The sequence below is a fragment of the Paenibacillus sp. FSL H7-0357 genome, assembly GCF_000758525.1.
In the GTDB taxonomy this organism is placed as follows: Bacteria; Bacillota; Bacilli; order Paenibacillales; family Paenibacillaceae; genus Paenibacillus_AQ.
This window is the reverse complement of sequence record NZ_CP009241.1, coordinates 2132341-2149486: the sequence shown is the minus strand read 5'-3', so window position 1 is coordinate 2149486 and position 17146 is coordinate 2132341. Positions and strand designations below refer to the sequence as shown.

General features: G+C 50.5%; 12 protein-coding genes. All 12 read right to left on the bottom strand.

Annotation, left to right across the window (positions count from 1 at the left end; all coding sequences use genetic code 11):
* Positions 1-8: 8 nt before the first annotated feature.
* Positions 9-1559 (bottom strand): flavocytochrome c, encoded by a 1551-nt coding sequence (locus H70357_RS09345; protein ID WP_038588282.1) that lies wholly within the window; start codon positions 1557-1559, stop codon positions 9-11.
* A gap of 218 nt (positions 1560-1777) precedes the next feature.
* Entirely contained in the window at positions 1778-2935 is a 1158-nt protein-coding gene (locus tag H70357_RS09340) for a DUF4367 domain-containing protein (protein WP_156130842.1), read from the bottom strand.
* Positions 2917-3474: an RNA polymerase sigma factor gene (locus tag H70357_RS09335; protein WP_038588277.1), complete on the bottom strand. Its 558-nt coding sequence runs from the start codon at positions 3472-3474 to the stop codon at positions 2917-2919. The genes H70357_RS09340 and H70357_RS09335 overlap by 19 nt, the downstream gene beginning before the upstream one ends.
* Before the next feature lie 505 nt (positions 3475-3979).
* Positions 3980-5497: a serine hydrolase domain-containing protein gene (locus H70357_RS09330; protein WP_038588274.1), complete on the bottom strand. Its 1518-nt coding sequence runs from the start codon at positions 5495-5497 to the stop codon at positions 3980-3982.
* 259 nt (positions 5498-5756) lie between these two features.
* Positions 5757-7310 (bottom strand): M14 family metallopeptidase, encoded by a 1554-nt coding sequence (locus H70357_RS34790; RefSeq protein WP_063848031.1) that lies wholly within the window; start codon positions 7308-7310, stop codon positions 5757-5759.
* A 260-nt stretch (positions 7311-7570) separates the two neighbouring features.
* On the bottom strand, positions 7571-8287 hold the full coding sequence (locus tag H70357_RS09320; protein WP_038588271.1) for a response regulator: 717 nt from the start codon (positions 8285-8287) through the stop codon (positions 7571-7573).
* A gap of 297 nt (positions 8288-8584) precedes the next feature.
* Complete coding sequence (locus H70357_RS09315) at positions 8585-10543, bottom strand: AraC family transcriptional regulator (protein ID WP_038588268.1); 1959 nt, start codon at positions 10541-10543, stop codon at positions 8585-8587.
* Between the two features lie 46 nt (positions 10544-10589).
* Positions 10590-12194, bottom strand: coding sequence for a DcuS/MalK family sensor histidine kinase (gene dcuS, locus H70357_RS09310; RefSeq protein ID WP_081965751.1), 1605 nt, complete (start codon positions 12192-12194; stop codon positions 10590-10592).
* A gap of 37 nt (positions 12195-12231) precedes the next feature.
* The gene (locus H70357_RS09305) at positions 12232-13440 is read right to left on the bottom strand and encodes an MFS transporter (RefSeq protein ID WP_038588265.1); all 1209 of its coding nucleotides are present in this window, start codon (positions 13438-13440) and stop codon (positions 12232-12234) included.
* A 71-nt stretch (positions 13441-13511) separates the two neighbouring features.
* On the bottom strand, positions 13512-14054 hold the full coding sequence (locus H70357_RS09300; RefSeq protein ID WP_231578399.1) for a hypothetical protein: 543 nt from the start codon (positions 14052-14054) through the stop codon (positions 13512-13514).
* A gap of 134 nt (positions 14055-14188) precedes the next feature.
* Positions 14189-14608, bottom strand: coding sequence for a DUF350 domain-containing protein (locus H70357_RS09295; RefSeq protein WP_038588259.1), 420 nt, complete (start codon positions 14606-14608; stop codon positions 14189-14191).
* 30 nt (positions 14609-14638) lie between these two features.
* Positions 14639-17008, bottom strand: coding sequence for an endonuclease MutS2 (locus H70357_RS09290; protein WP_038588256.1), 2370 nt, complete (start codon positions 17006-17008; stop codon positions 14639-14641).
* Between the last annotated feature and the right edge of the window lie 138 nt (positions 17009-17146).

The following is a 17146-nucleotide window of genomic DNA, read 5'->3' as shown; positions in this document are numbered from 1 at the left end:
TTGATTACTTATTGTGCTTTTACGAATTCAGCAGATTTAATACCTGCCTGACGGCCGAAAATAATGATTTCCGCTACAGAGTTGCCGCCGATCCGGTTTTGTCCGTGCAGGCCGCCTACAACTTCCCCAGCCGCAAACAGTCCTGTAATAGGTTTGCCGTCTTTATTTAGAACTTCTGTGTTCGTGTTGATTTTTACGCCGCCCATGGTGTAATGAATCCCGGGGCCGATTTTAATCGCATAGTATGGCGCACCGGACAAGTCGTTGTCCATTCCTGTAGTTCTGCCGAATTCAGCATCCTTTTTATTCTTCACCGAGCTGTTCCAGGTATCCAGTGTCTTTTGCAGCTGATCTGCCGGGACATTCATTTCTTTGGCCAATGCCTCGATAGAATCTCCTTGGATCACAAAGCCCATCTTTTCGTACTGTTCAATCGCTTTAACACGGGTCTTTACGCCGGAATCAAATACAAGAAAAGCCGATTTCTCTGGAAGTGTATTGATTGCAGCTGTGACTTTGTCCCGCGTGTCCAGTTCATTGGTGAACCGTTTGCCTTCACTTGAGACAAGCAGAGCGCCTTCACCGCGGACAGCTTCCCCAATGAGATAGGATTTGTCCTGCTGCACCGTCGGGTGAACCTGAATTTGATCCATATCGACTGTCGTGCCGCCGAGCTTCTCAATCATCTGGATGCCGTCACCGGTGCTGCCGATCTGGTTTGTAGTCACATATCCTTCCAAGTCAGGTCTCACTTTAGAAATCATATCCATATTCGCGCCGAAACCGCCGGTCGTCACAATAACAGCAGCCGCTGTAATGTTTTTCTCATCCTTTTGGTTAAAGAGGACTTTGACGCCGTTTGCCTTGCCGTCTTTTTCAGTTATCTCCTTAACATCCGCGTTCACAAAAAGCGGGATGCCTTTTTCTTGTACGTTTTTCACCAAACCTTTGACAAGGTATTGTCCGACCGCTGAACCATCTTCAGGACGGTGTGTACGTTTTTCCTTCATCCCGCCAGTAATCGTGATATTGTTCAAGCGAATTCCGATGGAATCCAGCCAATCAATAGCGCTTGCTGAATTGTCAACGAAGAAACGGAGCATTTCTTTATCGTTGGTATCATGACCGCCTTTTAATGTCTCTTCATAAAATAAATCATTGCTGTCTTCAATGCCCTGCTCTTTTTGGAATTTCGTTTGCGAAGCGTTCATTCCGGAAGATGACTTTGTTGTGTTCCCGCCGGCAACCGGCATTTTTTCCAAAATAACCGGATTCATGCCTTTTTCTTTTGCTTCAAGTGCAGCAGACATCCCAGCCCCGCCTGCACCGACAATGATAATATCATATTTATCTTTTAATTGATCGAACGGTGTATAGCTTGCTTCGGATGCCCCCGAAACGGCTTCAGTTTCTTTCGGCGCGTTTGTCGCGCTGTTCTTGCTCTTGTTCTCATTTGCGTTGCTGCTGGTATTGTTGTTGCTGTTTCCGTTACCGCATCCAGCGATAACAAGCATGACGGAGAGAATGAGAAGAAGAGCAGCTGCTGTTTTCTTTTTCATGTGTAATCTTTGCCCCCTTGTGCATATTTTCACAATAATCATAGCGGCAAAGATGCTGTTCTTGGAAGCTTACGTAATTAAAAAAAACATTTAGTAACTAAAGTAACTAGATTTTGCTGCTGGGGCTCGGAACGCTTACGGAAGATGGAATATGCAAAGAGCCCGCGTCCGACGCGGGCTTCTTGTGCTGGAAGTATGGTGATGTAGGATTCGCTCGTTTAATTCATCATACTGGCAGCAATGCGGATGACCTCATCCTTGGTCAACTCAGATTTCTCCTGGCGAACCGACACATTATAGACGATCTGCGCTTCGGGGTCAGACCAGACCAGGTTATACGTATACCCCATGTCGATCTCCTTGTTGCTGGAGTTTTCGAGATAAATGAGCTGCTTGCTGCCAATCTCAATATTCTCCACCTTTGTCGTTTTGGTCCACGACAGCGGATATGCCGGTTTGTCTTTGTCATCAACACGTGAAGCACCGATTCTCACCTGAACCTTCCCCTTCTTGTACACCAGTGAAGAAGAAAGATAGGCAATGTTCTCCGCCTTCTCTACTCTCCAGGTCAGCCGGAAGTTGTCTCCCAGGTCTCTCACGCTTCCGCCTTCAAGCTGCTTCTCATCTGGAACTTTTATGAAAGAAGGCTTGATAAACGCCTCGTCCAAGGCATACCCATCCGGCATATACCCCGGCTGCTTCACTTCCGGAGCGTGGTGCTTCTCGACACTGGTCTTATAAGTGGAATAGTCCTTGACTATGATCGGCGGGCAGTACAAGCCAAGATGAGATTCTTCTTTCCGGTCTTCACGTGTGATAACATAGGTGGCATACTCTCCAGGAAGCAGCAGCGTCTTAATGGCATTGTAGCCCTTTGAATATTTCATGTTGTAGAGTTTATTCTCTTTGTAGATTTCATTCTCTGTACTCGGCTGTACCTCGGGATGCAAGGGAATCAAGGGTTCTATCGCCTTCTCTATCATACCACCTGATGTCGTCGCCGGAAGCGGCTTATACGGCAGCACCTTATACTGAGCTCCAGCCCCCTGCCGGACTTCACCGGAATACTGGGTATAGCCGCCGCCCAGCAAGACCAATACAAGAAGTGCCGCCACCCAGCCCTGCACCGGAATCCGCAGGAATCTCCTCCGGCCCCGCCCAGCCGCGGCTTCTGTCTCCAGCCTGCGCATCACGTTAGGAGCCGCTTCGTTTGGCGGAAGTGTCTGCAGCGCTGTCTGCTCTTCTGCAGCAGGTAAGGTCCCGCCAAGCCCGAGCGCTTTCATTACCGGTCCATGAACATCAACGGGGATCAAATTGGCCGAACGGTCTCCATCCTTCAGAAACTGCTCCTCCGAAGTCAATTCACTCTTGCCCATAATTGTTTCTCCTTTCTCTCAATCGCTTTTTTAAGTTTGCCTCTGGTCCGTTCATATCTTTTGCGTGCGGTAGCCGTACTGACGCCCAGAATTTCGCCGATTTCCGCAAACGATTTATCTTCATATATTCGCAGAATTAACAAGTTCCGGTCTTCCACATCAAGCTTCCCCAGAGCGGCCGAGACCGGCTCGCTGAACAGGCGGTTCTCAACCATTTGTTCGGCGCTGTTCACCGCAACGTCCTGCCGGAGCAGCTTGCGCAGTTGAAGCTGAAATTTCTGCCGCCGCAACTGATTCAGACAATGGTGGTAAGCGATCTTGTAGAGCCATGATACGAAATCCGCCTGCGGCTTGTATTGCCCGATATTCTGATAGGCCTTAATCAGGACATCCTGCACCGCATCCTCCGCCTCTTCCCTGCTGTTCAGCAGCCGGAAGCAGTAGAGGTATATCCGCTGCTGGTACAGCCTGATTACATCTGAGAACAGGCGGGCATCTCCGGCCTGTATCCTCCTAATCTTCTCTTCTATAGAATCCACGTTGGTCTCCTTTCTTCTATTTCTTCTGTTTCTATAGATATAACACTTGAGTAGCCTCAGGCGTGACATTTATTTCTTCCGGCTGCACAGCAAAAGAGACCAACAGATGAATCCCTGTTGATCTCCCTGGTGTAGAGCCTGCTTCCGAAACCGTCTGCTCTACGCTAACTCGACGGTCTGGTTGAGGTTCAGCTCCGGGTCATCATAGCCGGTCTTCAGGAACGCCTCGCAAATAAAGGCAGGGCCTGCATTGGTGGGGGTTGGCGGCAGTGACTTTCTCTCGCTGGCCTTTCTTAGGGATCGGTAACGTAAAGGGAGTTACACTCAGCTTAGCTGGCAGCAGCCCGGCTCCACGATGTAGAATCCGGCACTTTTACTGCAAGCTAGCCGATGCGCTCTGTAAGTACTTTCCAGCCCTCTGACTGGCCCTAAAGTTGATTCCCTGTTGACTGAAGATATCGAATCTTCCGGCTGGAGCGGTCGGCCCCGGTTCCTCTATTCAATTCTAGCTGGCGATCGTTTTCCCGCTTCCCTTCATTCTGTGCAGACGCAGATTATGAACCAGTACAATCAGCTTGGCAGCACCGATCCCGAGAGATAGGATACTCAGGACAAAGACGAGATGTCCAATCCCAGGCAGAAAGGAGACCACCACTCTCCATGGGGCAAAAATATGACTAGGACCGTATAAAACCGTAATCGGCAGCACTACATTAAACAAAAGCAGGCAAAATGCGAATACGCTGGTCCGCAACGGGGTAAATCGAAAGCTTTTCTTGCGTTTAAACAGGTTGAAAGCCGACACTCCCAGCATAATTGCCATTGCTATACAAGCCAGATCAATGAAAATATGGGTACCGGCAATACTGCCCACATCCTCAACCGGCTCGCGTCCATGTATAATGTCAAGAATTCCATCAGCCACCATGCTTAATTTGAAGCCGCGCACCAAATAATCATGGGCATTGATCAATACCACAACACCTACGTCCCCGTCCAGCTTCATATCGGAGTGAAAGCTCTCAACATCACCCGGATGCTGAACAATACCATTAACGATCTCCCAGCCCATGCCATATTCACCGCCGGTGGTAGGGTCTTTTATGGCCGGCTGATGCATCTTCGCAACACTTTCCGCAGTAGCCACGCTGCGATCATGGAACTTTCCGCCATTGATTTGAGCAATTAAATAATGGTTCATATCTTCTGCGCTTGAGATCAGATAGCCGGACGCAAGCATGGATTGGTTGTCCGGCTGCTCAAAAGGAACCATGAAACCAAAGACGGACTTGTAGCCTGTGGCCAATCCCTGTAGTTTCGCTTCGGGTGTAGAAGTAAAACTGTTCTGCATATCCAGAGGAGAATACACATGATCCTGGATATATTCAGCATAAGACTTGCCGGAAACGGCCTGAATAATTCCGCCCAGTATATCGTAATTGTAGTTGGAATATTGAAACTTGTTGCCGACGGTCTCGGTTAATGGTGTGTCTTTCAGATTGTGTATAAGTGCATCTATAGTTGGCATCGTGTTGGTAAAAGCTGTCCGCCCATGTAACGTGGACAGTCCGCTGTTCTGATTCAGTAAATGCCGGACCATAATGGTTTTGGACGCTTCCTTGTCAGCAAGCTCGAAGTCCGGCAAATAGCGCTGTACCGGCGCATCCAGGTCAATCTTCCCTTGCTCAACTAATTGCATGATGGCCAGCGCCGTAAACGATTTGGAGACCGAGCCTAGAATAAAAGGGGTTTGCGCTGTAACGGGCTGACCCTCAGGGCCGGAAATTCCATATCCCTTGGTGTAGACGGTCTGGTCTCCCTGTACAATCCCGACCGCCATACCCGGAACATCCAGTTTCTCCCGCATCGTTTCCACAAATTTGTCAATTCGGTCCGCATCTACAGCAAGTGGAGCCGCTTCCGCATGGGCCATCCCCGGTTGCAGTAAGGGCAGCACGCTGCCTGTGACCATAACCAATATAATCATTAATACTTGGATGATAGTCCGCTGTATTGTTTTCATCTCTCTTAACCTCTTCTCCTGATTCTGTCCCTTCTCTTGTCAGACATATGGATCAAGAATATCCTTTCAACCTTTCAGCTATATTTCGAGAATCTTAAGTTAATCTTAAATTTCCTGGTGCAGATGCTTATGTATAGCTAAAAATGAAAACGGCAGACCTGTAGTTTCGGGTCTGCCATTTTCGCATGATGTTATGATTTAACTATCACTTCTGCAACACTCACCGTCCAACATTTCCACTGCCTTCTGCAGAGCTGCTTTATTCAGTAACGCCGCTGCTTTCCGCTGCGTTACTGTTTTCTTCGGCGGGTGCTCCTCCTTCATTAATGCTACTGCTTTCAGTTTCGGCGCTATTATTTACTTCCTCTGCACCCTGTGACACTGCCGTAGGGTCCGCAGCCTCTACCAGAGTAAGCGAAGTTCCGTCAATCCACCACGTCCCGTTCAAGCTCGAGACCAGCAGCCAATTGGCGTACTTGCCTTTGACCTCTACCTTCTGTGGCGGAAGGATGCCCGCCTTGGGAGCCAGAAGATCAGGATACTTATACAGCTTTGTTTGTGCATTCAATTGAGCAGTGGCTTCTACTGCCTCCACGACAGCCAATGTCCCAGGTGCAGGACAAATCCAACCCACACCGCTGCCGTACTTGATCTGGAACCAGTTTCCCTTACGTGCGATTACATATACTTCCTGCGGCTGCTGCGTGCCTATGGCTGGCGAATTGCCGGTACCGGAGAATACTGCCGATTGGGTGAACAGATTCATGGGTAGCCCAACCTGCTCCAGCGTCTGCTTCTTGAACCAAAGATCATATGAGACCGCAGCTGCATACACTCCGACTTTCTTATTCTTCGCCCAGATGTTATTAAAAGCGCTGAGCGGCAGTGGCCCTTCACCGGCGTACGAGCCGATTTCAATCGTAAGGCCAGGTCGTTTAAACTCCTGGATGAACCAATCCTTGTAGCCTCCACCGGATGGATTCTTCTCCGGCTTCACCAGAGAATAACCGGTAAAGAGTCCGACATCGGCGGCGATTTTTTTGTCCCGTCCCAGATTGGCTGCCAGCGTGTTGAAGTTCCAGAAAACAATCTCGCCGGAGCTGTGATAGGAAATGGTCATTTCCGGATCCAGCGTATAAGTGAAATCCATCATAAGCCGGATCTCCGGCGCTTGCGCCGGTTTCACACCCTTGTAATTCTGGTACGACGGATAAGGCGAAGTATTCCTGATCGCGCTCCAGCTCGCTGGATACTGGCGGTTCAGGTCGAGCCCTTGCATATTCGCTTTCCAGCGTTTGAAATTACTGCTTCCTCCATTGTAGCCTACCAGTGTGGAAGCTAGACTCTTAGACAAACCCGCTGTCCCCTGCTGAGCCAGCGTGACACCATCCGGATTCACCATCGGCACGATCCAGATACTGACATTGTTCAGCAAATCTCTCACCTTATAGTTTCCCAGCTTCTGATCCTGGACATAAGCTTGAGCATACGAGTCTGCCATTTTCATGAGCAGTGAAGTCGTCATCCATTCCCGGGCATGGTGCGAGCCATTCAGAAACAGAGAGGCTTCCCCGCGACCTAGCTGAACTGCCCACAATTCGCGTCCGTATATCGTCTTACCCAGCGATTTGTAAGTGATCAGTCCAGGATATTTAACGGCCAGACTCTTGATATCTCTTTCCATAGTGGAATAGGAATAGACCTGGCCAGGGTTCACAATATTAGCCGAACCTAGCGACGGACGCGGAAAAATAGCAAGACCCAGAATTAACAAACATAGTACCATACAAAACTTGTAAAACAGTGATTTCATCGACAACCCTACCATCCTGAGCATGATCCTCTCTACCAATATTTGAGTTAACACTAGTCAAAAAGGCCTAGCATTGTCAAGTAGATTCGACATATTATTTAGAGAAAGGACCAATATGCCTAGTATTTGCTTCTTAAATTCATAGAGGAGTGATGAAACCCCAAATCCATAGCGAATAAGCGAGTAACCACGTCTGGTTCAACGATTGTCCTGTACAGTAAAAAGGGACCCGAAGGTCCCTCTTGATTGGCAGCTGCCGCTTATATATATTTAGCTATAATTTCATGGCCCGTAGCAGATACTGTGTACATATATACCGGCCTGCCCACCGATCCATAGCTGATCTCCATCTCCAGCACACCGGCCTCCGTGAGAAAAGCCAAATATTTGCGGACAGAGATCCGCGAAAGCGGGGCACTTGCCGTAATATCCTCGGTGGAGAATACCGGCCTTTCCAGCTGCTGTATGGTGTTCCAAATGCTCTCCAGCGTCCCTTCTGCAAGTCCCTTGGGCAGAGTCCCCGCTTTGTCTTCCTCGGTTCCCAGGGAATGCCGCAGCAGCTTGTCAAGCTGCTCCTGGCTGAGATGCTCCCTATGCTTCATCAGCAGATGATCCTCCCGGTATGCAGACAGCGCCGCCTGAAAACGGGCGAACTCAAAGGGCTTGATCAAATAGTCAACAGCCCCATGCTGCAGCGCTTTACGGATGCTCCCATTGTCGCTGGCTGCGGAAATCACGATAACGTCAACCATGCTTCCCTGCTCCCGCAGGGAGGACAGCAATTGCAGCCCGTTGGTATGCGGCATATAAATATCGAGCAGTATCAGGTCTACTTCACGATCCACAAGCATCTTTGCAGCCTCATCGCCTGAAGAGGCCCAGCCTGCGAACTCAAAACCCTGCACCTGCTCCAGATAATGGCGGTTGAATTTCGCCACCATCGGATCATCCTCAACAATCAGCACCTTAATGTTCATACAGTTTCATCACCCTTTACAGCATATGGCACATCGGCCATAAACGTTGTTCCCGGCTTCCTATCCTCTACAATCTGAAGCTGGATCAGTAACTTCTCCATTCATTCTGCCGCACCTGCCCCTCACCTTCGAAGAGGCTCAATTAAATACGACTACAAACATAATATCATTACGGCAGATAATTTTGGAGGTAAAGGCCTGAATCTCCCTGCTGCCGGATAATCTGATCTCAGAAAATAATATAGAGCACCAAAAGGAGACTCTATCCTCGGACAGAGTCTCCACACCATTTACGGTTTATAGGTTAGCTTTCGCTGCAGCAGCCAGCCAATCGGCTAAATCATTGATTTGATTAAGCATTGCAATGGGATCGCGGTACCAGGAACTCGATTCATTCCACAAATATACGCGTCCTTCCTTGACCGGAGGAAGAATTCCCCAGATGGGATCAGCCTGCAGCTGCTCCAATGAGGATTCGGAGGTTAGCACAAGATAATCTCCCATATACTCCGGCAATAGCTCCAATGAAAATTCAGCATAGGATTCCTGAAGCATTTTTCCCGGTACTGCTGCGGGAGGGTTCATCTCCAACTGCTCGTACATAATACGTCCGCCTCTGCCGGACTTGCTGCCAAACAAATATACAAGACCATCAAACTCTTGCATAACGGATACCGTTTCATTCTCTGAGACAGCTTCCTGTACCTGTTGCTTCGCGCTGGCTATCTGCTCCTGGAAATGTTCCTTCCATTTCCGGCTTTCTTCCTCCTTGCCAAGCACCTTGCCGAAATAGTCCATTTCAGCTTCAACGGATTCAAATGAATTGTACGGCATCACAACAGTAGGAGCAATCTGTTTATACTTATCATAGGTTTCTTGATCCGTTACATGACTAATAATCAGATCAGGTTCCACCTCAAGCAGCTTTTCCAGCGAGTTGCCCACATCCACCACACCGTCAAGCATTCCTTCAAGGTATGGACTTGACATTAAAAACTCCTCTGCCGCAACGGGCTTAACATCCAGTGCAAGCACAGTACCCAAATAGGAAATAGCAGCCACCCGTTGAGGATGGACGGGAATCTCCACTTCACCAAATGTCGTAGAGACAGTTTTGGTTTCCTGCGGCAATCCGTCCGGCTGAATGGCCGGAGTCGATACCGCTTTATTCTGTTGTTCATTTGGCGCCTGGCTGCTCCCCGCAGCTTGTGATCCGCCCTGAGATGTTCCGCAAGCAACAAGCAGCAGCATGACACATAAGCTGAGCATTGTGGTCATTTTCTTGTAATGGTTAAGCATATCAAACTCTCCATCCTCCGTATATTGATAATGATTTTCATTATCATCAATATGATATCGTTGGATAAGTTTCATAACAAGAGACGGATTTAACTTCTTTATAGCATAATCCGAAACACCACTTTGCCCGGCTTCTAATTGTGCTCTAAACATTCCGGGAGCAACACCCATGTTTTTTTTAAATATACGGTTGAAATATACAACGTCAGTATAGCCAACATATGTAGCGATTTCCTGCAAAGAAGCATTGGTAGCAAGCAGCATCTCCTGTGCTTTATACATGCGAAGTTTGATGACATAGTCAAGCGGGCTGTAGCAGGTCTGCTCTTTGAATTTTCGTGAAATATATTGAGGACTGTAATTAAGCTGCTGCGCTAGGCGTTCAATGGATACCTGACCACGATAATGCTGTGACAAATACCGCACAACCTGCTCCGCTACTGATGTCTTGGCTGCTTTCCAGTACTGCTTATCCTTTAAAGCGTGATGGAGGAATTGCATGAACATTCCTTTTATCAGCAGCTTACCTATAGGGCTTTTGTCAGTATGCCAGCCCTCCAGCATCTGCTGGGCAAGACTGAGCAGTTCCAGCGGCTCTGCTGGAGAAATTCCCCACATATGATCGAAGGGGCTGTCCGTTTGCATCAGGATATGAAATTCACGCAAGGAGTTCTGCGACAAAACAGCCTTATAGAAAATGAAATACAGCTCCATACCCTTCTCCGTATTTACTTTAAGCCGCCTGCCTTTGCCTGCGTGCAGCAGATAAAATCCATCAGCCAGCCAGATTTCTTCATCCAGCCAAAGCTCGCCGCTGCCGTGCGTACAAAATATAAAAGAACTTGCAGGCAGGACATAAGGCAGATGAAACTCACCTGCTTCTACCCGCCGCAGCCGTATATCCAGCACTCTTAGAAGCACCTGATCCCAAAGCTGCAGGTGATGATCGTTGTCCATAATCAATGTTCCCCTTTATCTTCACGGCTGGACAGCACCTTAATGGTCATACAGCTTCATCACCCATTACAGCATATGGCACATCGGCCATAAACGTTGTTCCCGGCTTCCCGTCATCTACAATCTGAAGCTTGCCCTGCAGCTTCTCCACGCTTTTCCGGACCAGGTACAGACCGATCCCCCGTTGCTCTCCCTTGGTGGAAAAGCCTTGAACAAATACCTGCTCCCGCAGCGCCTCTGGAATGCCCGGTCCGCTGTCCCGCACGGTGCAAATCAGGCGCCCCCGGTCATAACAAAAAGCAAGCTCTATCTCCTTGACGTTATGCTCCTTCAGTACCTCCATAGCGTTGTCAAGCAGATTGCCGGCAATCGTGATCAGTTCATGAATGCACTGCGGGTCTGCCGATTCCGGCAAATAGCTGTCCCCGGTCAGCTGCAGATCAATTCCAGCTTCGCGGGCCCGGCTCAATTTCCCCAGCAGGAAGCCTGCCATCACGGGGTCCTTAATCTGTCTCGTAATGGAGCCAATTTCCTTCTGGTAGTTGCCCACCATTCCCGAGATGTATTGCTGCAGCTCATCGTACAGGCCCATATGTGTCATTCCCATAATGACATGCAGCTTGTTCATGAATTCATGCGTCCCGGCCCGCAGGGCGTCCGCATATACGGAAATGCCGGACAGCCGTTCAACCAACACGGCAAGCTCGGTCTTGTCCCGGAATGTAGCGATGGCTCCCGCAATCTGGCCATTCACCCGGATCGGAACACTGTTGACGAGCAAAGTGATACCGTTCAGCTCAAGATCCTGATCCACCTTCGCTTCCCCTGTGGCCAGCACGGGCTCAAGACGCAGCTCAGGCCAATAATCTGCGATATGCCGGGTCATCGCATTGCCAGTAATGCCCACCGTTCCCAGAAGCCGCTCTGCTTCCACATTGATCATTGTGATCCGGGCTTTATCATCTACCGCAATAATACCTTCGCGTGCTGACTGCAGCATGGCGCTGCGCTCTTCCAGCAGCTTGGAAATATCTGAAGGCTCCATGCCGAACATCATCTGTTTGATTTTCCGGGCCAGCACGATCGCCCCTCCGGCTCCAAGCACAGCACCGGACAGCAGAATCGCAATGATGGTCCATTCATTTTGCCGTATCAGACGGTGTACGCGTTCCAGTGAAAGTCCGACTACGACTACTCCCACCTGAGAACCTCTGTTGTTATACACTGGCACAAAAGCGCGCAGTGACTTGCCCAGCAGCCCCTCGCCTTCGGAGATACTCTCTTCCCCGCGCAGCGCCATCTTCTGTCCTCCACCCACAAAGTGCCTTCCAATCATCGAGGCATCAGGATGGGAATAGCGGATACTGTTCATATCGATTACGACTACAAACATAATATCATTGCGGCGGGTGATTTTGGAGGTATAGGCCTGAATCTCCTTACTGCGGCCCTCCCCAAGCCCTTCCGACACCAGCGGCATCAGGGCAAGAGTGCGGGCAATCGTAATGGCTTTATCCTCCAGGGCATGGCGGGTCTGCGGGATAATCTGATTCCGGAAAATAATGTAGAGCACCAGCATGACCAACATCACCACAGCGGATACCATAACTGCAACCTTCGTCCTTAGGCCATAACCTTTTTTCTTGGCCAAAACTTAACCTTCCCCCCATCCGGTCATCACGCCCTCTTCAAGACGGATGATATTTGCCGCTTCTCAGCAGACGGCGCAAGACCAGCCAGCTGCCCAGCGGAGATGCACCCAGCAGCAGCATCAGCAGCGTGATGACCTGCGGTGAGTCGTTCACAGACAGCACCGCAATGAATACGAACACCCCTAGCAGCCGTCCGCTCATGAGGCTCAGCTCCCTCAGCACGACAAGCTCGACCCGTTTGCCGGCAGCCTCCGCAGACAGGCCCATCAAGTCAAAGCTGGTCGAAACCATAGGCAGCATATACAGCGGAATACAGAGCGAGGTTCCTATGCCCATTATCAGCAGCGTCCCGTAGCTGACTTTCCAGAGCAGCGGCGTAATCACAGCCACCAGCAGCAGGCCACCGGCCAACATGCCTGCGGAGCGGAATTTGGGCTTGAACCACTTACCGGCAACAAAATAACTGATTAGAGATACAACTGAGGTAATTAGCGCAAACTGCCCCAGCTTGCTCTCCTCCCTAGCCGCTATGTACACCAATAAGCCGATCAGAAATGAAAAAACGCCCTCACGCAACCCTTGAAACAGCAGCGCAGCCGCTGCCGGTCTCCATGGGCTGCCGGCACGCCGGAGCTCTTTCCATGGCTCCAGCCACAGGTAGGTCCCTTCGCTCTTACGCTTCTGCAGCAGAAAGCTGAGAACGGCTGAAATACCATAAGTGCAGAGCGAGATTATAAATACGACGCGGTACCCGTGTTCTCCTGGCCACAGCGAGATCAGCCAACCGGAAACCCACGGTCCGACGATGCCGGTAAAGGAACCAAGCAGCCCCATCCACCCATTGAAGAAATCGCGGTTCACCGCTTCGGTAATTTCGAAAAATACGATGTTGAACGCCAGCCAGAAGAAGCCTATCGAGAGCCCCAGGATCAGGCCGAACGGCCAGATATAATGTACTGCTTGTCCGCCCAGCCACAGCACCAGCAAATAAAAAAAGCCCGAAACGGCGATTCCCAGCCGCAGGGCATTCATCTTATTATGCTCCTTCACCCATTTGCCGCCCACCCAGAAGCTGAGGCCAACAGCCACCTGCTGAGCAACAGTAAACCAGCCGATCATGGCAAAATTTTGGCGGCTTTTCCACAGATAGACGTTCAGAAAAGTGCCTGCCAGCACACTCGCCAGCATATACAGCCCGGCCACGGCAAGCAGCAGAACCGCCTGATTACGCAATAAGCTTTTCATAATTAACCCCCTGCCTTTGGACATTCCTAGCTTTAATATGTCCAGAAAGCAGGGCTGACATGAATCGGCATTTATTCCGCAGAGGTGCTCAGGTTACGCACAAACTGAATACGGTCTTCCTGCGCCAGATTGTGCTGAACATGAAAACATGAAGGACATACATAGAGATTAAGCGCAAACGGCGCTTTCAATACAGCTCCACCCAGTGCTTCGGGAGTTGATGGCTCAAAGCTGTCTACCTTCTGTGTACCGGCAAGCACCATCAGTTCATGACATTGCGGGCACTCGGGCGCTTCAAGCTGTGCAGCAAGAATTGCAGAAACGCTATGCTCATAACGCTTCATATCATAATCGTCGCTGAATTGGCTGGCGGTATTGAAGATTGGCACTACGCTCTCCTTGTCGCTGTCGTCCCACAAGTCCTCATCGCTGATTTCCTCTGACTCCGGTTCGTCCTCAGTCTCCGGCTCGTCTTCTTCCAGATCGTCACTGCCCAGAGTGACTGTACGGTAGCCGCTAAGCTCATTGTTGCAGTGGGGGCAAGTCTCTTCGGGTCCAAATTCCTCGTCCCACACGATTTCGGTATGACACCAAGGGCATACGGTTGTTTCCATCACTAAAATCTCCTTCTTACCTCACATTTAAATTCAATTCACCATTAAATAAATAATACCGGCCGCTATAAAAGCCAGGGCAGAAAAAAACAGAATCCGGATCAGCATCTTCATGATTTTCCTACTCCCTGAGTTTAGAATATAGCGGCGCCAATTACATAAGACAGTGAAACCGAGATCAGCATGGCCGTCAATCCGACAGCACGGTTATCTGCGGCAATTTCATCATCAATTGAAAAAACAGGGGTTAAAAACTCGAACAAAAAATAAGCCAGCAAGAGCAGCAGAAATCCGACAACCGACCATTTCATCGTCTCGTAAATTGATGCCCCTGCCTGTATGCTGAAGCGCAGGATATTGCAAATGCCGAAGATTTTGCCGCCTGTCGCCATGGCTACCGCCAAATTCCCTTTGCGGATTTCTTCCCAGCAGTTATATTTCGTCACCATTTCAAAAAAGGACAGAAACACCACCAGCCCCAAAATCGCCACGGTGAAGTAACCGATCAGTGCGCCCAGCGGATGGCCCAGCATAAGATCAATAGTTTCTTGCATCTTTCCCCCTCTTTCCGCCAGGCTCCGCCGCTATTGCAGTTCAGCCACGGTTACGCCCGCGCCGCCCTCATTATAATTCCCGAGCCGGTAGCTTTTGACATGCTTATGCTTGCGCAAGTACTCCTGAATGCCTGTTCGCAGCACGCCGGTTCCTTTGCCGTGTATGATCGAAATCTGGCCCAGGTTGCCGAGAAAGGCTTCATCAATAAAGCGGTCGGTCTCCATGATTGCCTCTTCCAGGTTCGTCCCGCGCAAGTCCAGCTCACTGCGGATGTTCTCGTCACGGGTACGTTTCACTGTAGTAGCCCGGCGAAGAGCAGGAACGGGGACATCCGGGGCGGAAGCCAGGAACTCCAGATCGTTCAGATTAACCTTCATCTTCATAATGCCGAATTGCACCAGCGCTTCCTTCGTTCCGCTCAGCTCCACGACGAAGCCTTTCTGATTCACGCTCGGCAGTTTGACTTCATCTCCGGGCTGAATCCGCCGCGGCGCTTTGCCGCTGCTGCTGCGGGATACCGCCTTCTTACGCGGTGCCGGCTCGGCTTCATCGAGGCGGCGGCGTGCTTCAATCAGCTTATGCTCCTTGACGGAGGCACCTTCCTCCATCGCCAGCCTCCGCAGATCGCTGATGATTTCCTCCGCTTCCTTACGCGCCTTGTCCAGAATGGCACTGGCGTCTTTCTCCGCCTTCTCCAGCCGCTTGTCACGCTGGCTCTCCAGCTTCTCCAGCTCCAGCTGCTGCCGGTTGCGGAATTCTTCCGCTTCACGGCGGACCACTTCGGCACGCTCGCGTTCATTCTCTGCACCCAGACGGTTCTCTTCAAGTGAAGCAATCATGTGCTCCACGCGCAGATCCTCTTCCTTGACCTCGCCGCGGGCATGCTCAAGAATGTCACTCTGCAGGCCGAGGCGTTCGGCAATGGCAAATGCGTTGCTTCTGCCCGGCACACCAATCAGCAATCTATAGGTTGGGCTGAGACTTTGCACATCAAATTCCATGCTGGCATTGATGACCCCTTTGCGTTCATAGGCATAAGCCTTCAGTTCGCTGTAATGCGTGGTGGCCACCATCCGGCATTCTATCCGGTGAATATGCTCCAGAATCGCAATGGCGAGTGCCGAGCCTTCGGCCGGATCTGTTCCCGCTCCCACCTCATCCAGCAGGATCAGACTTTTCGGAGTCATACGCTTCAGTATGGAAATAATATTGGTCATATGGCTGGAAAAGGTACTGAGGCTCTGCTCAATGCTCTGTTCATCCCCAATATCGGCATAAATCGCATCAAATACACACATCTGGCTGCCTTCCTCTGCCGGAATGAACAATCCGGACATCGACATCAGGCTCAGCAGGCCGATGGTCTTCAGCGTAACCGTCTTACCGCCCGTATTCGGCCCGGTAACGATGATTGAGCTGTATTGATTGCCAAGCTCCACATCCAAGGGAACGACTTGTTCCGCCGGAATAAGCGGGTGGCGCCCCTTGCGCAGCTTGAGGTAGCCACGATCATTCATCCGTGGCTGGGTCGCTTTCATATCGCGTGCCAGACGCGCCTTGGCAAAGATGAAATCAAGCTCGCCAAGGATATCGACATCATAGGTCATCTCTTCGGCAATGTCGCCTACCAGCGCGGTCAGCCGATGGAGAATGATCTCAATCTCGCGTTCCTCGCGCAGGCGGGTCTCCCGCAGCTTATTATTCATCGCCACAATGGACTCCGGCTCAATGAACAGCGTTGCCCCCGAACCGGACTGGTCATGCACGATTCCGCCAAAATGGGCGCGGTATTCGGCCTTGACCGGAATGACAAACCGGTCACCGCGGATCGTCACCAGCTGATCCTGCAGCATCTTGGCCACTGAGGAGGAACGGATCATTGAATCCAGCTTTTCACGGATTCTCGTCTCCCCTCCGCGCAGCTCCCTGCGGATCGTGGCAAGCTCATGGCTTGCCGAATCGAGCACATCCGCATTCTCATCAATGCAGGCCCGGATGTCATCCTCTACATGCTTCTGCTCCGAGAGCAGATCGCTTAAGGCAAACAGAGAATGGATCTTCTCATCCTCATGCATGGCCGCAAGAAACCGCTTGACCCGGCGGGCTCCGCCAATGGTATTGCCAACCGACAGCAGCTCCGTCGTTCCCAGCATGCCGCCGATGGAGGCGCGTTTCAGCGCAGGTCGAATATCGCTGACCCCGCGGAAAGAAGGAATACCCTTCAACCGGTCAACGTTAGCCGCCTCATCCGTGGCCTGCAGCAGTTTCTTCACCCCTTCAAAATCACTGGAGGGCTTCAGGTCTTCCGCCGCCAGCCGTCCCATCGGAGTTTGCGTATATTGCATCAATTTATTTAAAATCTTGCGATATTCAAGCGTATGCAAAATCTTGTCGTCCAATTACTGTCACAGCTCCCTTCATAGATGTTTACATTATACCTAATTCGGCCCATTTGCGCTATTTAGGCATAGAATCGGCGATTCAGGTCACAATAACAACTGCACATATCCTTGAAACGAAGGCAAAGGAGGTTAGTT